Origin of the sequence: Halovivax limisalsi (genome assembly GCF_023093535.1) — an archaeon.
Classification (GTDB): domain Archaea; phylum Halobacteriota; class Halobacteria; order Halobacteriales; family Natrialbaceae; genus Halovivax; species Halovivax limisalsi.
The window spans coordinates 3,375,129-3,395,110 of sequence record NZ_CP095757.1; the positions used below are offsets into that span (position 1 = coordinate 3,375,129).

Here is a 19,982-nt window from a genome sequence, read left to right on the forward strand (position 1 = left end):
ATCAGAATGACTCAACAGACCCAAACGAAGCGAAGAAGCGGTCGTAGAGCGTACCTCACAGGAACGGCGTGTGGGCTCGTCAGTGTCCTCGCTGGGTGTACCACCTCTGGTGACGACGATCCGTCAACGGGGGATCCGTCAAATGGAGAAACCGATACGTTCCCCACGATCGAGTGGGAAGGCAATACGCTGACCGTAACGATCGCGAGCGACGCCGACGTTGGTTACGTCGATCTCGTCGATCCGAACGGAGAAACCGTCAAACGAGATTTCCCAAAAGACACCGCCGAAGTGTCGTATACGCTGCTCGGGGAGATTGCAGACGGCTACGAACCCGGTGAGTATCAATTGGTCGCGGCCAACGGGGAATCCGTCATCGACGAGACGACGATTTCGCTCGAGCCCGAGTTGACGATTACGGCCGTAAAGCGTGCTGCGGACCATCCGGACATGGACTGGGACAAAGACTCGTCCCGGTGGGAGAATCAGGCCGCGTTGGAGATCGAGAACGCTGGAACGGCGCCGTCGTATCTCAAATCAGTACGCTGGGTCGATTCCCCATTGGCATTAATAGGTCATCGGGAAGAGACAGAATCGTACCACAACACGCTCCTCCCGGCTGGAGAAACGACGACGATCTACGGAATGGCGAGTTACGCGACATACGCTCTAGGGTACGGGTCACTGAATTGCGAAGAGTACGATACGGTCGATCTCACAGCAACCGCGATCGTCCAAGCAGGTGAAAACCCGTCGTACGCGCAAACGGTCGATTACGGCGGTTCGCAAAACAACTGCGAACTGTCCATCGTCGACGGCGGCCCGGTCGAGTCTTCGACTGGAGGGGATTGACGGTGGGTTGGCTTCGAGACGAGGTCGAGGACGCGATAGAGGGCGTCATCGGTAGCATCAAGGACTCCTTCCTCGGGTTCGCTGACGATCTCTTCACGTCGTTGCTCGAACCGATCGTCGGCGTCGAAGCCCCGATCTCTGACTCCCGATACATCGTCATCGGCGAACCGGACAACGCCCCGTGGGACTCCCTCTACTCGGACTTCTATCTTCAGTACGTCCTGCCGCTGACGATCATGCTGTTGACCGTCGCCCTCGCGTACATCGGGCTTCGATCCGGCTCGATTAGCAACTACAAACGAAAGCGACTGCTCCGGCGTATCGGCCTCGTATTCATGGGGACGTTCGTCTGGTTCCCGATCGTCTCGCTTCCACTCCAGTTCGTCAACGACGTCGGGCTGGCCCTGGCCCCGATCGAGGAGATGTCCGGTGGGTTCGAGGAGATGATCAAATCCGGTGTCGGCGGCCTGTTCGTCGTGCTCCTCGTCGTGATCATCTCGAACGTCTTCCTGTTCATCGCCGGGTTCATCTTCGCGATCCGCTGGCTCGGCATCGTCCTGTTGACGGTGCTGATGCCGATACTGGGGGTCCTGTGGGCGATGGACGTCTGGCCGGTCTCCCCAGCATCCCAACTCGCTCGAAGGGCAGCAGGCGTGTATCCCGGTCTCATTCTGGCGGGGATTCCAGCCGCGGTGCTCTTCCGGATCGGCTGGCAGATGGACATCACGGCCAGCGTCGACGGCCTGTTCAGTCTGTTGCTGGGCCTCGCTCTCATTCCAGCTGCCTGTATCGCCTCGATCATGACCGTCTACTGGTCCGCGCCGGCGATGCGGGCGATCGCGCACAAGGGAGTGCACAACACGAACCCAGCGGCAGCGGGAGCAGCCGCGAAGCGTGGCGTCGGATCGGGCGTTCGCGGGGCTCGGAACGTCCACCGTGGATACGCCCAGAACGCGACGGGAGCGCTCACGAAGAGCGGACAGGCGAAGTTCGGCAGCGACGGCTCGAAGGCGTACAAACTCGGCTCCGCCGCCAGGTCGGCCAAGAGCAACGCAGTCCGGTATAACAACCTCCGGAAGACCAAGACAGGGCGGATGCGAGACAAGGCGAAGGTGGACGCAGGAAAGACGTCGAAGATCACGAAAGCCCGATCGAAGCAGGCGTTCAGGAACACGAAAAAGAAGGTTTCTCGCTGGTGATTCACATGGGAGCTACCACTGACGACGGCGAGTACAGCGCGCGACGAATTCACCACACCCTTGGCGGTACGACCGCCTTCTTCCACGGCTACTCGATCGACGAGCTACTCCTCTTCATCGGCGTGGCGTTCGTCACGCTGATCGGAGCCGCCGTCGTCCCGGCGGCGCTCACGATTCCGGTCATCGGGTTCGGCCTGATGCTTGGCCTCCTCTTAGCCATCCTCCACAAGGTCAAGCCCGCACATCTCTGGCTCACCGAGTGGCTGGCCGCTCGCCTCGGCTGGGCAATAAAGAACAAGGAGTACACGCACGGCGAGGACGACAGCGAGGTGCGGTACCTGACCCGTCTCAACCGAGTCTATCCACACGGGATCGAGCGGACCGACGGCGCGCTCGTCGGAGCGGTGAAGATCGAACCGGCGAACATGGCGCTCGAGGACGAGGAGGCGTGGGCGAAGGCGGTCCGTTCGCTCTCCGAGTTCGTCAACGCGACGATCGACTTCCCAGCGAAGATCTACATCACGAGTCGCGAGGTCGACCAGGACGACGTCGTCCGCGACCACCAGCACCGCCTCGGTGACGCAGACGTTCGAACGCGACCGGTGCTACGGCGACTTCTCGAGGAGTTCATCGCAAGGAACACAGACGAGAACGGCGACGTCGATTCCGAACGGACCACCAAACGCGAATACTACATCATCACCGCCGTTCGCGATCGGGACGTCGAGAAGTTCGACGAAACCGGCGATAGTGTGCTGGCGTACTTCGCCGACATGCGAGTATTCGGGCGCCTATTCAGTCGGTTCCAGGCCGAAGGTCTCACCGACGCTGAACGCGAGCGACTGAAAGCGGAGAAACTGGAATCGCGCCTCGCCCAGCTCCGTCGCGGCGGGTCGTCCCTCTACCGGTGTTCGGTGCACACCGTCGACGCGTACGATCTTACCCAGGTGACCGCGGAATACTGGAACGGTCACCCCGAAACATACGGCGACATCACCGATGCGCTCGGGACGTTCCCCGTTGTTGCCCACGGGATCAGCGAAAACGTTCCGTCGAACCCGCATCCGGACGACGTCCTCGACGCCGTGGACGACGAGAAGCCGCGGGCAGGGAAAGACGCCACCCAAACCGTGAGCTTCGACGAATCGAGCGAGTCGGAAGACGAGTGGCGATTTCCGCTCGAAGTGCTGGACGATGACGCGGAAGAGTCTATAGACGACGGCGACGGCCAGGACTTGAGTTCGCCGGAGATGCGTCTCAACGATCCGTCGACGATCCACCAATCAGTGATCGCGCCGTCGACGGTCGACTGGGAAACCACCTACGCCGTCATCAACGACGAGACGTACGTGCGGACGTTCTGGATCGAGCAGTTCCCCGAGGAACCGCCGGACGGCATGTTCGAGCGCCTGCTCCTGGAAACCGACCTCCAGACGGACATCAGTATCCGCCTTGACCCGTTCGACAGCCAGTCGGCCGAGGACATGATGGCCGAGTGGATCTCGGACCTCAAGGTCAACCAGCACGACTCGAACAGCCTGCAGGCCGAAGACCTCCAGGAGGACATCGACCGCGGGAAGTACATGCGCTCGCTCGTCCGGGCGAACAAGGCTTCCTTCTACCGAGGCGGCGTCTTCATCCGCCTCTCCGCCGAGAGCCCGCAGGAACTCGACAATAAGACGACGCGACTGCGCTCGATCGTCAAGGACGCCCCCGCGAACAGTACACTCAAGGTGGCTAACCGCTGGCAGGAGAAGGGACTGGCAACCGTGTCGCCCCTGGGTGGAAACGAACTCGGTCGCGACCGGATGTCGACGATGACGAACCAGGCGGTCGGCGCGATGTTCCCGTTCTCGTCGAACTACATGATGATGGACGAGGGCGTCGAGTACGGCTACCACGGCCACAACGGCTCGCCAGTGCGGATCGATCCGTGGGAACTCGAGACGGGCCACAGCGAACTCGTCGTCGGGATGCCCGGCGCTGGCAAGACCTTCGGCGCGATCATGCGCCACCTCCGGATGATGAAACGGCGCCAGGATACGATGCTCGTCCTGGTCGATCCCGTCGGCGGGTTCAAAGGAATCGCAGACGCGCTCAACGCGAAGACGATCACCGTGGGCGGCGACACGCGATTGAACCCGCTCGAGATTCGCGAGACCCCAGCGGAGATTCTCGAATCCGATGACCGAACCTCTCCGCTGTCGGCGAAGAAAGACGAGGTGCTGGCCATCCTCGAGAACTTCCTGACCGCTCGCGACATCGACCTCGGCACCGAGACGGGTGTCCTCTCGTACGTCATTGACGAGGCATACCGACAGGCCGGTGTCGTCGAGGATGACGTGAGTACGCACACGCCAGAGAACTCGCCGACGATGGCCGACGTCCACCGCGTCCTCGCTGACATTGCAGAGAACCCCGACGACCACAACATTGCCGAGTCCGAATCCGCTCGGGAGCGGGCGATACAGTACGCCGACGAACTTGCCATCGCCTTCCAGCCGTTCCGCGAAGGCGGTTCGTATGCGAACCTATCCAAGCGATCGGAGATCGACATTCTGGAGGGGGATAACAAGGTCGTCTACATCGACCTCGGACAGATCGAGGGCACCGCTTCGGGGATCGACCGCCAGACGTTCCTGATGCAACTCCTGCTATCGACGGTCTACCAGCAGGCGAAGAAGACCGACAAGCACGTCGAGCTCGCGATCGACGAGGCACACTACCTCTTCGAAGACCAGGCCAACCTCGACTTTCTCGAGACGGCATTCCGCCACCAGCGCCACGCTGGCCTCCGGATGGTCCTGCTCTCCCAGACTGCACAGGAGTTCTACGAGACCGACCAGGCCGAGAAGATCATCAGCATGTGCCCGATCAAGGTCTTCCACAAGCTCCCCGACCTCGACGAAGAGACGGCCGACAAGATCGGGCTCACTCGCGAGCAGCGCCAGTACGTCCGGGGTGCCGACGCCGGCAAAGAGGAGCTCGGCTACTCACAGGCACTCGTCTGCGTCGAAGAACACGGGACGTACCCGCTCCACGTCGTTTCCGACGAGTTCGAGAAGCGCGTGATCGACTACACGCCCGATGACCGGGCCATCATCGAGGAGGCGATCAACACCGTTCCGGAGGAGCTGGTCGAATTCGAGGATTTCGTGGAAGAGGAATCGCGATGGAACGCGCTACAGAACCGGTTCGGCCTGAGCGAAGAGATGGTCGCGGAGCTGACCGAATACGATATCTCCGAGCAAGATATCGTCGAGGCGGTCACCTCGAAGATGCTCGAATCGCGGCAAGCAGCAATCGTTCGACCTGACGGCGGAGAATCGGCAGATGGGGACGTAGCAGCGGATCAGCGGGAGGAGTAGTATGATCAGAAAACTCGCATCCAGGGTCAATCGTGCCCTCCTGGGCTCGCCGCAGTACGTCGCGACGCAGCTCGACCTCGAGGAGCCGTTCGTCCAGCAGCCGGCGGATGCACCTGGAACACTGCTCCGCATTCGCCCCTACAAGGAGAACCAGGGTGTCGTCGACGGCGCCAGCCTGCTCCAGTCCGTCCACGACGTGACGACGAACTTCCGCGGGAAGAACACGAGCGATCACCACTCGTTCGAGGTCTGGTACGACCAGGGCAAAATTGCGTTCTACATGCACGCCGCGACGGAGGCGGCCGCCGACAAGTTCCGACGCCGCGTCGGAAACAGCTACGCCAACAGCGAGGTGTTCCCCGTCGAAGACGGCTACGCGTTCCCGGTGATCGAGCCCGACGAGTACGTCGCCGGTGCGTGGATGGAGATGGAGAAGATGCCGTACTATCCGATCCGGCATCACAACGCCGAGGGATGGGAGACGGATCCATACGGCGAGATCACCAGCGAGATGTTGTCGACCGAGGAGAGCAAGGTCGTCACCCAGGTCGTCTTTCGCCCCGCGAAGCAGACCTGGACTGATGGCGACCGGTTCAAACACAACGGCGTCGACGATCTCGCCCACAGTCTTCGGCAGGGAACCTCGGTCGGCTGGCTGAACCCGACTACGCGACCTGCCACGGCAAAAGACAAGGAGGCCGCAAAGACGATCGAACAGCAGCGTGGCTCACAGGCGTTCCACGTCAACATTCGCATCCTCGCCATCTCGGACAGTCCGGACGAAGCCGAAGCCCGGGCCCGCGGCGTCGCCGGGATGTACAGGAAGTACTACAACGCGACTACCGAGCAGGGACTCACTGATAACCCCGTCTGGCACCATCAGGACCGGTTCCGTGTCCGTCGCTTCCGCAATCATATTCAGCGGATGGTCGAGCGTGACTGGCTGGATCGGCGCATGATCATGACCGTCGACGAGCTCGCCGGCGTCGCCCACATCCCGAACGACGATATCGAGACGCCGAAAATCGACTGGCGCTACACGCAGCGCGGCGACCGAATCCCCGCAGACGCCGCTCGCTTCGACGACGCTTCCGACGTCCAGGAGCATTTCCAATCAGTAACCGAGGACCCCCAGGAGTCGGTGAGCGGGGATCCTGGTGAGTCGGTACCCGAAGAACCGATCGAGGGGTGAAGAACCATGTTCGATCGATTCACTAGCAAGGGAGACGACGAGGACGATGATCTCGACAGTGATAGCTCGAGGGCGGGCTCAGAACAGGATAGCGAGAACGAGGACGGAGGGCCGACGACGATCACCGGAGAACCCTACGAAATCGTAGAGAGCGGCCACACTCGTGTCGGCGGCAAGCCCGTCATCACCAGCACCGAAGACGAGGGACTCGTCGCAGGCCCACACGTTCGGACGATGTTCGAGAGCGGTCTCGACGAGCCCGAGAAGCCGATCTGGATCGGGTACGACGACGGAGCACAGACCGGCTTTCGAGAGGCACCGATCAAGTTCAACTCGCTCTTCCGGCACATCTGGATCGCCGGCACGACGGGGTACGGGAAGACGACGTGGCTCGTCAACTCGATGCTCCAGCTCGCCTACCAGGGCCACGGGTTCGTCTACTTCGATCCCAAGGGGAAGGATTCGCGAGAGCTACTGCGTCGCCTTCCTCAAGATCGCCTCGAAGACGTCATCTGGGTCGAGCCAGGGTCGAGCGACCACGACCGGAGTATCGGACTCAACTTCCTCGAAACGCCGGCTGCGGAGAGCGAAGCTGACCTCGAGAACGAGATCGAGAATCGCATCGAGAACCTGAAAGCGATCTTCGACACGGACGAGTACTGGGGGATCAACATGGAATCGATTACCGAGTCGATGGGTCGGGCGATGATGAAGTCCGAACGGGAGTTCTCGGTGATCGATATGTACTTCATCCTCCTCAACGCCGAGCGCCGCCAGCAGTTCGCCGAGGAGGTCGAGGATCCGTTTATCGCCGAGTTCTGCCAGGAGATCGCGGAGATGGAAGACGACGTCGTTCGGCCGCTCACTAAGCGGATCAAGTCCTGGGTCGAGAACGCGATCATCCGTCGGATTATCGCCCGGCGGGAGAGTACAGTCGACTTCCGCGAGGTCGTCGACGAGGACCGCATCGTGATCGTCCGAACGCCGGTCGAGAACAAGGACATCAAGAAGATGGTAACTCTGGGCGTAATGCGGAACGTCTGGTCGGCGATCCAGCGTCGATCCTACGAGGAACGCGAGACGCCGAAGCCCTACTTCGTGTTCGCGGACGAGTTCGACGACATCGCCAGCGAGAGCCTGGACATCGAATCGATGCTCGCTCGGGCCCGATCGATGCGTCTCTCGGTCACGCTCGCCTCACAGTACCCCTCACAGCTCGAGGAGTCGGTCGTGAAGGCGATGAAGAACAACTGCGACAATCTGGTCACGTTCAGCGTCAACGACGACGAGGACGCCTCGATCCTGATGAAGCGGTTTCGTGGCTACTCGGCCGAGGACCTCATATCGACCGACCAGTACACCGTATGGACGAAGCTACCGCTCGAAGGCGGGAAGTACTCCGAACCGGTGAAGCTCAAAACCTTCCCGCCCTATCCGCCGCTCCGATCTCACGAGGCCGTCGACGCGATTATCGAGGCAAGTCTACAGCGGTACGGCGCCGACGTCCTCACGGACCAGGAGATCCGGTCGAACCTGATCTACGGCGAGTACAACGAGATCGCCACCGCTGAAAATGACGACGAGGGAAGCGACCTGGAAGCGGACAACAAGAGCATCCCGACCGATCGGATCCTCGAAGGCGTGTTCGCCGCGCAGATTCGTTCGGAGATCGACGTCGACGAGGAGGGCTTCGTCGCGATCGAGGACGCAAAGCGCGAGATCGAGCGCCGGATGGGCGATACCGGCTACAAGTCTCAGCTGTCGAACGTCATCGAGCAGACGCTTTACGACGGACAGTACGCCGAGGTCGATCGTCGCAGCGGGCAGTCGGTCGTGAAGCTCACCAACGCTGGCCTCGTGGAACTCTTCGGCCAAGACACAGGAAGCAGCGCGAACGGCGGCAGCGACGATCATCGGATCATCCTGCAGAAGTCCTACGAGGTGTTCACAAAACTCGGGTACGTCACCAGCCTGCCGACGCAAGAGGGTACCGAACTTGCAGATGGGATTGCCGAGCTGCCGATCGACCCGATGAATGGAGAGACACTGGCCGAGGTCGAGGCCCGTCGCGACGAACTCCGTGAAGAGTACCCCGCGCTGTGGGAGCTGAGCGGGGGTCGTCCCGTCAACATCGAAGCCGAGACATCGACGATCGAGAAGCCGAAGCAGACGTTGACGAACCTTCGGAAAGCCGTCAACGCGGACCGGTTCTGTGTATTCGCTATCAAGGACGAGAGCGCCACCAAGGACGAGTTCGCGTACTGGGGACGACGGGGCGAGCAAGTGCTCTACGATTCATGGCGGGATGGTACCGAAACGGCGATCGATCACGACCGGCTGACGTTTGCGAGCGCCGTCGACGACTATGGTCACCGGCACTTCTACAACACGGCATCCTTCGTGGAGTTCAGAGAGGGAGTATACGCACTCCGTCCAGCCTACGATGGCGATACCGAGCGCTCGATCACTCTGGAGTGGGTCGAGACGGACGAGGGCGTCGTTTGCAGGGATAGTAGCGGGACGATCCACGCCAAGTTCGACGACCTAGACGACCTCGAGGAGCCGTCGACGAACGCCTTCCCCGCGTACTACGAGTACGACCGTGCCGAAGGGGAGTTCATCGTCTGGGCCGAAGGCGAGAAACGTCTCTACAATTCTCGCGACGAGCTCGAGGCCGACTGGAAACGCCTCTACGCACCGTTCATCCCCGAACACGAATTCGACCGAATGCCAACGGAGGACGACTTCGCGTTCGTCGTCTTCCCCGATGGCGATAATGATGCCTTCGACGGGCCACAGATCTACAAGAAGGGGGAGATTCGGCCGCTTCATAGAGGACATGATATTGGAAATGTGCTCTCTGGAGGCGTTGTCGGTGGGGATGTGCCGGAGGCGAGTGGCGAAGAAGACTCCAATGAAGAAATCTCCGATAGCAGAAGTACGGGGACAATGATGGAGGACCAGGCTGTTCTGGATCGAGATAACGCTTCCAGAGTGGATACAAAGCTTTCACAGAAGGAGATTATCAAGGAGTTTGTGAGTAAGATGGCTCGGAAGAAACATGAATCTGAGGGCAATTAATTACTCGTCAATAGTTCGGAATCCGATTTCTCATTTCAATACTGGTGCGAGTTTTGTACAGATGCTAATTGATCTGTTTGACGGTGTGTCGCATTCAGCGACGGTACGCGACCATTGTCGACCAGAATGACATTGAACCTTAGAAGCGACGACCGAGATGATAGATCGTATTGTCTCCCAAAACGGGAATGGCAACCAGCGAGATTGTCACCAACCGGCTCAATCGTCAGATGCAACTTCTTTCACGGGCAATCCACCCGTGTTCTGAATTGTGGATTCCGACTCTGACATCACTACTGGTGAAAGTTCCTCGCCGAGCACTTTCCCAGCGACTGGCGGCACAGCGTTACCTATCTGTCGGAACCAGCTAGTAAAAGATCCGAGGAAAATGTAGTCATCAGGAAAAGATTGCAATCGGGCCGCCTCTCGTGGCGTAATTCCACGATTCCGCTTCGGGTCTGCACGGTCTGGATCTGGGCGTGCCTGTTCGTAATAATCCGGAAGTACGAATCCATTCGCGTCTTTTGCGAGATGTGCTACAATCGTGGGTGAAGGTTCCGACCATACGAGCTTTCGATATTTATCTCGAAACCTGGGGTTCTCTGCGGTTCCAACGTCATACTCAATATACTGGGCATACTCACCGTCAGAGTCAAACTTGATGTCCCATCCGGTGTCGCCCGGGTCAAGGCCCTCTTCAAATAGAATGCGATCTTTGTCCATTGGATGCTCGCGAGCCTGATGATTGAAGCAGATGTCCGTCCCCTCCTGAAGAGCATGTTCTTTCACATAGTGGCTCCTGTTTCCACGGCCCATTTCTGCAAGTACTCGACCGCCCTCGCCTCGACGCAGACGGGGAAGTCCGGATAAGCCATGGAGGATAGATCGTTCCGAACCAGTTCTCGAAAGTCCGTTCAATAGATCTTCGACCTCATCATCGTTTTCGACAAGATCATCTCGGATACCGACGAGAAGGACACGTTCGCGTTCCTGAGGAATGCCAAGTTCGGTCATATCCTGTAAGCAGAATTCGACCTGGTAACCTTCTCCCTGTTCGCCAATGCTGTTGAGGTCTTCAATTATCAAGTCGATAACGCGGATATCCGTATTACCCACCTTATTGACCATCCCTTCGACGTTCTCCATGATGATGGCCTTTGGACGGAGCTCACTGACGGCCTCGACATACCTGGTGTACAGCGACGTCCGCTCGTCGTCAAGAACGCTATAGTTTTCGTCCTTCGCTCGGCGAGAACGGAAGCCAGCCTGAGAGAGGGACTGGCAGGGAGGACCGCCGACAATCAGATCGGGCTCCGGAACCACCTTCCGTATCTCTGCAGGCAGATCGATTTCTCGGACATCACCACAGACTACGTTCTTATGGGGAATCTCCGGATGATTCAGTCGGTATGTGGCAACTGCGTCGGGTTCGACGTCAATTGCCCAGTCGATTCGGTACCCAGCCTGAGAAAGACCGTGGGAGAGACCGCCAGCTCCAGCAAACAGGTCGACTACGCTAGGACCCTCGTGTTCTTTGCGCTGCTCACGGAGCCGATGGGTGAGCAAGAATTTCCGTATCTCGCAGTTTTCACTGCAGGCGTCAGTTCCTGAACTGACTGCATGTGTCGCCAGTGCTCGATACAGTACGGGAATCTGCCGATCTATGAGTTCGTCTTCTAGGTCGGTACGGCGGTCTGGAGAACCTGCATACTCCCTAGGACTGAGAAGACCAAGAGTAAGCAGTAATTCATCAACCAGAGGATCGGCTGGCCACACCGGTTTGTCAAACGCGGTCTGGAGAAGCCACCATGCATCACCTTCCTCAATTCCCGGAACCGTTTGGAGGAATTTGACGTAATTCGTATACTGGACTCTGGAGAAGCCTCGGAGTGTAACTCCTTCTGTATAATGGGTCTCTCGCACTGTTTCGAGAAGAGTTTCCAAACGGTCGACCCGTTCGTCACTGATACCTTTCCTCGGACTCGCAATCTGAAGCGCTTCTTCAAGGTCATCTCGTGCTAGCGCTTCGATGTCCTCCCACGTACCGTGCTCATCACGAATATTGGACACCGTCTTTCGGGGAATCCGGTCAAAAAAACGCTCCGACGGAGGGATGGTGTCGCTACCAAGAACGACAGCAGAAACTGCATCGAGGGGATCATCACTGTCGATAAGAGGATCGTTGCACGGGCACTCGTCATCCGCCTCTCCACCATCTCGTTCGATAGCTTCATAGCGGCAAGAGCTCTCGCTTTTTGACCGGTTCCTCGCCAAGTTTTCAGGCGTTGAGCGAGGGCAACCGACGGGAGGGAAGCGCTGGCCGCGAATGTGTTCTGCAGTCAGCGTATCAATAAGAAACTCGATGTTTTCGAGAACCAGCTGCCTGTGAAGATTACGTTCAACATCTGACGCAGTTCGTACCAGCTCCGAAGGAGACCTGCAAGAAGGCACCGATCCAGACATAAGCGTCTCTTTCACAATGATATGATTTAAACCTCCTGGTCACGCGGCCCACGACAATCACGAAAGGCCCGCTAAGCCCTCCGCCGAAATGGCGCGGGGAGTCACCAGAGATTGAAATGTTGTATTCGCTTACAGAGACCGGACCTCTCAAGCGGAAACAGATCCTATCTGAAGTGATGTCAACTGTCGATCTCCCATTCGGTCGAACCCGGGTTTCCGTTGCTGAGCTGAGAGCGGGGATTGACGTTGAGACTGCCAGTGAAGAACTATTGTCAGCTGACGTATCGAATCCCGAAGAGGCAATTGAGTCGTTCATCGAGTACCTTCCGTCACTACTCGTCTGGCTTGAAGAGCATGGGCGAGAGTATCCGTGGCGTAGTACTACTGATCCCTGGCGGATTTATGCAACCGAAATATTACTACAACGGACGCGGAGCGACGCGGTCGACGAGATTTACGCAGATTTCTTCACGCGGTATCCGGATCCCGGAGCTCTTCTTATAGCCGACGAGGACAGCCTCCGAGACACCGTTCGCCCTCTCGGTTTCGTCAATCATCGGGAACGTACGCTGCGAGAAGCGGCGGAGCTCTGTGTCGAGGAGCATAACGGAGACGTTCCCGAGGATATCGATGCTCTGCAACGACCATGGCGGGTAGGGCCGTACACTGCTCGTGCCAGTTTGATATTCGCGTTCGGAAAGCCTCTGGCGATCGTTGACACCAATACTGCGAGGATAACCGGCCGAGTTTTCGATTATCCTCTCCCCTCTCAACCACACAAAAGTAGCAGTTTCTATCGACTCCTCGATGCACTCGTTCCCGCCGACCCATCACTGGCACGAGCGTTCAACCTGGCATTGCTCGACCTTGGAGCTTTGATCTGTACTGGCGGAAATCCGGACTGCAATAACTGTCCTCTGGCACCAGCCTGTACGTACGCTGCGGCGAACCGTGATTAATCGAGTAGTGATACCGTCGTCGCGCCTTCCGAATTCAGCAAGAAGTCCACGAGGTCCACGAACCCTTCGACAGGCGGCCCTTCCAAGAGAACGCCGGATTCGAGATAGTGCTCGAATCCATAGTCAGTGACATTCGCACTCCCGATGTACGTCGCGGCGTCGTCGAACAGGATGATTTTCGCGTGGAGAGTGAATGCAGGGGTCGCCCCATCCTGCCGGCGTTGTTCAGGTGGAGTTCCGGTACTCCATCGGGTATAGTCGATGAATGTGAGCAGGGATCTGTCGATGTTCCGTTCTCGAGCGGCTTCGGCGAACGACTTCAGCACGGCGTGGTTGTAGGAGGCAGAATCGGTGAGGTACCGGGACACCACCCTGACTTCTACACCGCGTTCCACGGCAGCGAGCAGTACCTCCTCAAGGTGAGAGAAGCCTTCCTCCTCGAAGAACGGTGCCAGCAGGATAATAGACTCCTCCGATCGTTTAATCTGTCGTGTGAGCGCCGGCATCAACCACGACATCCCGAAGGACGTGGGACTTACATTCTCGAATGCCGGGTCAGACGGGAACGTGACCAGTGGTGTGGCCCGGGTCGCCGGAGGCTGGCGTTCCTGATAGGCATTGACGCTACGGGCCGCGTACCGCGCGGTCTCGAAAATCTGACGGCATATCTCGACATCGGCGCGGTAAGAACTGTTACTGACGTTCGTTTCGAACGATTCCCGTTCGACAGCATCAGTCTGAGAAAGCTGGCGAAATACGTCCGTCGTGGCCGACACGGGCACGTCGGTTTGATTCGCGATCTCCGCCGGAGTTACCACTTCTTCACGGCCTCCGGATAGCACCAGCAGCCCCTCAAGCTGAGAGAGAAGCTTCTCGTCGCGGTCCACGTATTCGGCGATTGCCAGGGGCAGCCAGTTCGATTCAGATCCGTCGTCGTGCATATCAGTGGGATGTTTGTGGAGTAGCTGGCGAGTCCAGCATCAGGGACACGTTATAGCGTCCAGTATCCATCGATGTTCTTGTCAGTGTTTGGCCGACTCCCGAACAGGTAGTCGCGGGAGAGTACCTGATTGAAGTACGAACAGCTGATCTCACTGACGTGCAGACATGAGAGACACGCACCTCCTCGTTGGGAGCAGACAGGATCGTAGACGCACTCATTCCCGTGAGTCTCGGCCTGCCCCAGGAGGTTATCGAGCTGCTGTTCAACCATCGTGTGCATTCCTCCGATGTTGAACTCCTCCCGGTTGTTCGCGTAGATGACGACAGAGAGTGCGCGCGGGAAGAGGAATTCACTGAGGTTCGTGCGGTCGAATCCACTGATGGTACTGGCCTGCTTCAGCAGGATGTGACTCAGTGTGTGGACGAGCTGGAACACGTGTTCTGTCACCTGTTCTTCTACCGAGTCGTCGAGGTCCGTCTGGAACTTTCCGTATCGTTCGACGGGCGCGAGATGGTTAAGCAGAAAAGCCCACTGCTCATCGGTGGAGAGTGACTCGATCTCGCTTCGGGCATGCTGGAGTGCAGCGTCGTCACGGTTGCGTAATTCCGGAAGCACGATATCTCCGTTGACCGCGTTCGGGTCACTCGTACCGGGGATGTTGAGCGCGAGCCACAGCAGAACCTGCACGGGATCGAGGTCGAACTGAACCGCCTCCGTTTCAGACGTATCGACGAAGATCGGGGTTCCATCTCCGTCACTTGCGCTCTGAGAGAACGCGTTGATTCGTGCTTCGCTTTCTTCACGGCTACCACGGGTATAACCGTAGACGAACGTCTGTACGGGGAAGTCCTCGATGACGCGAACGTCGTCGAATCCAAGGGACTCCAGATCGTCGTGGTAGCTGTTGATGCGGTCAGCTTTGTCCGTGAACCCGCGATCCCGAGCGTCCGACTCGAGTTCGGCCAGCGTATCCGTCGTGAGCGACTCGCGGCTGAGGACGTACTGAAGGATCTCGTCACCCGCTTCCGTGAGTTCGGAGGTTTCGCCGTCTGCATCCAGTGCGAGTGTCTCGCCGAGACGCTCCAGAATCGTCTGACTCTCCAGCGTTCCTTGCTCGCGGAGGTAATCTCTCGCCTCGTCGAGCGTGGTAATGTCGTCGTGCGTGGTATATATTTCTACGACCTTCTCATCGTCCACCTCCACCTGACCGGTTCGCTGGTGCAAGCTGACGTCCTGGAGGGACTGCGCATCGGATAGACCGAACAGTTTGGCAATCGCCTTCTTTGCGCCGTCCTCGGAGTTCCGAAGATGTCCGATGCCCGCGGTGTGCAGATTCACCGTTGAGAGGTAGTGCGGGTAGAAGACACTCCCTGCCCGATGGACCGTTGTGTACATCCCGTCGTTCTCATCCGCGCCGGGCGCTCTGTAGTCACATTTACAGTTCTGATAGTTCCGGATCGGGGTTTCCCAGGTGCAGTTTCCGACCTCACAACTCCAGTGGAAGTTCCGGACGCGCTGACTGTTCCGGCGATTAAGGCTGACGTGCTGATCACCGTGAGTCGGACATTTCTGTGGGTACAGACGGCGTATCTCGCCACAGGTGTGGACGCTCACGAACTGATACTGCTCCAGATCACCATCGCAGCCAGACCGTTTACAGGTGAGGTCGGGATTGTCCTCCTTGACCTCGTCTGCGGTGTAGTACCCGTGGACTTTGTCGCACTTCTGGCACTCGTAGGTGGTGGGGAACGGCTCGGCGCGAACGGCCTCAGGGACGCCGAAGTGATAGTGGTCGGTGTTGTTCGAGACGAACCCGTTCTGGCCACCATCCCAGTTTCGGACGCGTGCGAGAACGCGTCCGAGTATGTAGTCTTTGCTGACGGTACCACTCGCGTCGCCTGTCTCAAGTCGCGTGGTCTTCCAGATGCCTCGCTGTCCACTGTAGTCGAACGTGTTCTCGGGCAAGAACTGGTAAAGCACCTGTGACTTGCTGCGTTCCATTGACATTGTTATCGGTTGTTGTAGGTGTTGAGGATATCCTTGTACTTCCACTCGGGATCGATTGGGAGCTGTTCGTCGACGTCACGGAGACTCCGCATCGGAGATCCGGGGAGGCGTTCGCTCGTCCACTGCCGGTCACTCAGCTGGACCTCAGAAATTGCACTGCGGGTGAGTTGCCTGACGTCGTCACTGAACTCCGGTGGAACCTCCGACCCACCGTACATGTCCACGAGAAGGTTCTCGAGGTCTACGTCATCAACTGTTGAGAGGAAATCTTCGGCACGGTCACCGAAGTACATCAGTTCCCCATCGTCGGTGTACATGTAGTGGTTAAGCAGGAGCGACATGAACAGCCCCGGTTGCGTCCGCTTGACGCTGTTCTTCGCCCACCGGTTCACAGAGACGGGTTCGACGAGCCGGTCGAGGAACTGGTGGTACTTCTCGAAGAAGTGGTAGTGACTCAGGTCGCGTTCCCGGATGGGGTGGAGAATATTGAACACGAGGCCGGGGTGCGAGCGACCAGCCCGGGAACTGGACTGGATGTACTCAGCAGTGGCGCGCGGCATCCCGAAGAACACCATCATGTTGAACCGGTCGACGTCCACCCCGTGGCTGATCATGCTGGTAGCCGTAACCGTATTGGGCCGGTACGCGAGTAGCCAGGCGAGTCCTTCGCGAACATCAGAGGACGCTGCGCGAAGAGCGACCCGGAACTCCGTCCGCGATGTCCTGTCCTCATCGAGTTCTGCCGCGAGAACATCACGGAGTTTCATGATATCCGGAATTGCCTCCTCGTCGACGAGGTCATCGTCTGCAAGACTGTACAGGAGCGACTCGTCCTCGTCCTCTTGCCACGGGTTGTCGAGCTGATCCAGGATCGTCTGGACCTCCTCGAAAGGTGTCCCGCCCGTCATGCGCTCGGAGTTGAGTGGCGGACGACCCTCGCCACGGAAATAGGCGTTCAGCTGGCTGACGAACGACTGATCCAGCCGGTCACCATCCTTCTTTGACAGCAGATAGGTGAGGCTCGTGCTGTAGAGCGTGAGAATGTCGATGATATCCGCGATGGAGTCCGTAGACAACGCCTCGCTGGTGTCGGTTCCTTCTAGAGCGACCCCCGTGAGGAGGTCTTCGGGGGATTCCATCGCCATCAGGAGGAGATCCTGGACCTCTTCGTGGAAGGCGAAGAGGACGTCGATGATGGAGTTGATGTGCGTCTTCCCGTGCGGGATGAGCCCCATGTAGTAACGCTGTGTCTCGGGCTGTTCCATCGCGTAGAAGTTCTCGCGGAGGAAGGGGCCCGGCGACGGGAAGCGCTCTGCGGGCCGAAGGAACAGGTGGTACACCTGGTCTTCGTACGCCGTGATCGTCGCCGTGGGGGCAAGCACCTTGGTCTTTCCGGCATCGACAATCTCCTGAAGCGTCTGGACGCCCGTCTCGTAGTGCCCGTCGAAGCTTCCCACGCTCTCCTCCAAGAGGTGGAGTTCGTCGGGAACCATCAGCGACGGCGCCGGGTCATACACCTCAATTGGCGATGCCATCATCTCGAACTCGTCCTTGTCGATGTCACAGCCGTACTTCTCCGTACACTCATCGAGGCTGGCAAAGCCGTGTGTCGGACACTCGTACTCCATTTCCCCAGTCAGAAGATGGGCCATCTTCCGCTGGTAACCGACTGCGGTGATCTTGTCGATGGTTCCGGCGAGAATGCTCGGCGCGTACCGGTAGAGTTCGTTGTCGACGACGTGAATCGGGAGTTCGTCCTCAGCATACACCTCCTGAGCAGTGGTCTCGCGCTTTTGCCAGTCGCATTCGAATGGATTCCCGGTACAGGCATGTGCGAGACGGATATCTTCAGTGACTCGCATCTCGACCCGGGCGCCACACGCCGGACAGCTCGGAACGACCTTCGATTCCTCTCGGAGGCTCTCATCCTGCTTGTATCGGGTGTATTTGTCGTTATTGTATCCCGTAAGTGCGTTCGGCGTGTTCTTCTTCCCGACAAGGAAACCGACACTGAAGGGACGAGATGGGTGGCTACCGATGACGTCCTGGTCACGGCGGACGAGATCGGCGTACATGATGGTCTCTGACATCCGCTGGAGTTGTTGAAGCGACAGGAGCCGGAGCGGGAATCGCGTCCACGTCGTCACCCCGAAGTGCTTGCCGCGGATGCGATCGAAGAACATGTTCCAGACGGCAACACCGAAGAACGCCTCGGACTTCCCGCCGCCAGTCGGGAACCACAGCACGTCGACGACGTCGAGGGCCCCTTCGGCCTCCTCGAACCGCTCTGAGAGGTCCTCCTCGTCACGCCAGCTGATCTCGTCCCACTCCTCGTACTCGCGGCCCGCGATATCGGGGACGAGCATGACGATGAAGACGAGCTGGAACAGCCGCCACGTGTCGAAGTCGTGCATCCGGTCCATGGACTCGTTCATCAGTTCGAACGCGCGACCGACCGTGTCCGGGTGTTCGCGAAGCACACGAATTCCCCGGCGAAATCGGATGATTTCGCGCTCGAACGACGCTTTGTCGTCCTCGAAGTCCTCGCGGTCGGCGTCCGTCCAGTCGCCGCGCTTGCTGTATTCTCTGAGGGCTTCCGGGTAGGCGGTTTCGAGGTACGTGTCCATCGCATCCGCGACCGATTCCAGCACATCGTAGCCGCCACCCTGGAGGTCAGCGAGTTCGCTGAACGCGGGATTCACCCCCCGATCAGCAGACTCGTAGACGAGCTGCCGGTACTCGGGGATAAACTCCGTTCGAAGGTGGTCCGTGTGCGGGTCCGCACGAGGTGCGGATCGACCTGGCGTGGCACCGCCGTGCGTCTCCACGTAGTCGGGGGCGGTGATCGTGCAGTTCCGTCCGTGACCCCAGAGATCCCGGTTGTAGCGAAAGTCTTCGGGAAGCGGGTCGAACGTGAATGGAGTAAATTCAACATCACCGTCTGCTTTGAGGTCGAGCTGAACCTCGAACAGCGTTGGGTCACGGAGCGTGTATACGTAGTCCCGGATCGACTGCGTGCCAGTGTTCGTGACCTCGATGTCGAGCAGGAGTTCGTCACCAGGACTCTCCCGGTCCTCGGTGGCGATGATCTCTATCGACAGATCCCAGTCTGGTACCGCCGGTGTGCCGTCTCGTTCCTCGAGGTACTCGTTGTACTCGGTCTCGTTCTCGAGAACGTGGTTCGGGACGTCCTCGTCGGGTTTCTCGTCACCGTTGTCGAGGTAGATATCGTCGCGTGCCACGGCCCGCTCGCGAGCATCCTCCACGGCGGTTCGAATCGCTTCGGAGGCGCGCTCACGAACGACTTCCGGGGTCGTTCGGGTACCGCCGGCGAGGGCCTCGAAGGGGATCTCGATCGAAGGCACCGCCAGTTCGAGACGTTCGAAAACAGGAAGGAGCGTGGTGTTTTCGATCTCGTCATCGTCGTGATCTGCCAGTGAGACGTACTCCTCGCGTCGGTCCATCTCCTCGTAGGTCGGGTTAACACGCACCCATACGCTCCCCGTGATGTCGATTGAGAGTGTATCACCCGCAGACCCGTTTCGGACGCGAGTCATGGTCCCAACGGTGCTGGGCTCCATCTTCGACTGGAGGTCATCGTCACTATCTTCGAGTTCGCTGTTCTCTTTCGGCGCCAGCGCTCCGGCGAAGAACTGGTCACTCGGGGCGTCTCGCTTGATGCGTGTATCATCGAGATTCCCGCTGACGCGGTCCGTGATGCGTTTTCGGAGGTGACGAGCGATGCGTTCCTCGTCGTCGGGAGGTCCGCCATCCCGACCGATCTGTCGACCCGGCATAGTGTAATCAGGAAAATACACCCCATTTGTTAAATAACTTCGGGTCAGACCTGCGCCTCTTTTAGATTCGTAGAATCGGCGCAGGTCTGAACAGTAGCGCTCGCGCGGATACGTGCGTGCT

Annotated in this window: 10 protein-coding genes; 6 read left to right on the forward strand and 4 right to left on the reverse strand. The window is 58.8% G+C overall.

Annotated elements, in window-relative coordinates; genetic code table 11:
• Positions 1–6: 6 nt before the first annotated feature.
• Genes MXA07_RS15800 through MXA07_RS15825 form a run of 5 tightly spaced genes read left to right on the forward strand, consistent with a single transcriptional unit; the run spans position 7 to position 9,692 of the window.
• Positions 7–852 carry a hypothetical protein gene (locus MXA07_RS15800; protein WP_247729557.1) on the forward strand — a complete coding sequence of 282 codons (846 nt, stop codon included), beginning with the start codon at positions 7–9 and terminating at the stop codon, positions 850–852.
• 2 nt (positions 853–854) lie between these two features.
• The gene (locus MXA07_RS15805) at positions 855–2,051 is read left to right on the forward strand and encodes a TrbL/VirB6 family protein (protein ID WP_247729558.1); all 1,197 of its coding nucleotides are present in this window, start codon (positions 855–857) and stop codon (positions 2,049–2,051) included.
• A gap of 5 nt (positions 2,052–2,056) precedes the next feature.
• A complete protein-coding gene (locus MXA07_RS15810; protein WP_247729559.1) occupies positions 2,057–5,419 on the forward strand; it encodes a VirB4 family type IV secretion system protein in 3,363 nt (1,120 codons plus the stop codon).
• 1 nt (position 5,420) lies between these two features.
• On the forward strand, positions 5,421–6,611 hold the full coding sequence (locus MXA07_RS15815) for a DUF8128 domain-containing protein (RefSeq protein ID WP_247729560.1): 1,191 nt from the start codon (positions 5,421–5,423) through the stop codon (positions 6,609–6,611).
• Positions 6,612–6,617: 6 nt separating this feature from the next.
• On the forward strand, positions 6,618–9,692 hold the full coding sequence (locus tag MXA07_RS15825) for a type IV secretory system conjugative DNA transfer family protein (protein ID WP_425492176.1): 3,075 nt from the start codon (positions 6,618–6,620) through the stop codon (positions 9,690–9,692).
• 219 nt (positions 9,693–9,911) lie between these two features.
• Here MXA07_RS15825 and MXA07_RS15830 read toward each other — a convergent pair whose 3' ends face one another.
• Positions 9,912–12,155 (reverse strand): DNA cytosine methyltransferase, encoded by a 2,244-nt coding sequence (locus MXA07_RS15830; protein WP_247729561.1) that lies wholly within the window; start codon positions 12,153–12,155, stop codon positions 9,912–9,914.
• 176 nt (positions 12,156–12,331) lie between these two features.
• Here MXA07_RS15830 and MXA07_RS15835 point away from each other — a divergent pair, with 176 nt between their 5' ends.
• Positions 12,332–13,114, forward strand: coding sequence for an HhH-GPD family protein (locus tag MXA07_RS15835; protein ID WP_247729562.1), 783 nt, complete (start codon positions 12,332–12,334; stop codon positions 13,112–13,114).
• On the opposite strand, the gene MXA07_RS15840 is transcribed toward MXA07_RS15835, so the two are convergent.
• Genes MXA07_RS15840 through MXA07_RS15850 form a run of 3 tightly spaced genes read right to left on the reverse strand, consistent with a single transcriptional unit; the run spans position 13,111 to position 19,861 of the window.
• On the reverse strand, positions 13,111–14,055 hold the full coding sequence (locus tag MXA07_RS15840) for a phospholipase D-like domain-containing protein (protein WP_247729563.1): 945 nt from the start codon (positions 14,053–14,055) through the stop codon (positions 13,111–13,113). The two genes, MXA07_RS15835 and MXA07_RS15840, sit on opposite strands and share 4 nt — an antisense overlap.
• 50 nt (positions 14,056–14,105) lie before the next feature.
• Complete coding sequence (locus MXA07_RS15845; RefSeq protein WP_247729564.1) at positions 14,106–16,058, reverse strand: hypothetical protein; 1,953 nt, start codon at positions 16,056–16,058, stop codon at positions 14,106–14,108.
• Positions 16,059–16,066: 8 nt separating this feature from the next.
• A complete protein-coding gene (locus MXA07_RS15850; RefSeq protein WP_247729565.1) occupies positions 16,067–19,861 on the reverse strand; it encodes a helicase-related protein in 3,795 nt (1,264 codons plus the stop codon).
• Positions 19,862–19,982 lie beyond the last annotated feature (121 nt).

What these genes read in the sequence shown, in the direction of transcription:
- MXA07_RS15800 (WP_247729557.1), top strand. Translation starts at nt 7, where the DNA reads ATGACTCAACAGACCCAAACGAAGCGAAGAAGCGGTCGTAGAGCGTAC.
- MXA07_RS15810 (WP_247729559.1), top strand. Translation starts at nt 2,057, where the DNA reads ATGGGAGCTACCACTGACGACGGCGAGTACAGCGCGCGACGAATTCAC.
- MXA07_RS15815 (WP_247729560.1), top strand. Translation starts at nt 5,421, where the DNA reads ATGATCAGAAAACTCGCATCCAGGGTCAATCGTGCCCTCCTGGGCTCG.
- MXA07_RS15825 (WP_425492176.1), top strand. Translation starts at nt 6,618, where the DNA reads ATGTTCGATCGATTCACTAGCAAGGGAGACGACGAGGACGATGATCTC.
- MXA07_RS15830 (WP_247729561.1), bottom strand. Translation starts at nt 12,155, where the DNA reads ATGTCTGGATCGGTGCCTTCTTGCAGGTCTCCTTCGGAGCTGGTACGA.
- MXA07_RS15835 (WP_247729562.1), top strand. Translation starts at nt 12,332, where the DNA reads ATGTCAACTGTCGATCTCCCATTCGGTCGAACCCGGGTTTCCGTTGCT.
- MXA07_RS15840 (WP_247729563.1), bottom strand. Translation starts at nt 14,055, where the DNA reads ATGCACGACGACGGATCTGAATCGAACTGGCTGCCCCTGGCAATCGCC.
- MXA07_RS15845 (WP_247729564.1), bottom strand. Translation starts at nt 16,058, where the DNA reads ATGGAACGCAGCAAGTCACAGGTGCTTTACCAGTTCTTGCCCGAGAAC.
- MXA07_RS15850 (WP_247729565.1), bottom strand. Translation starts at nt 19,861, where the DNA reads ATGCCGGGTCGACAGATCGGTCGGGATGGCGGACCTCCCGACGACGAG.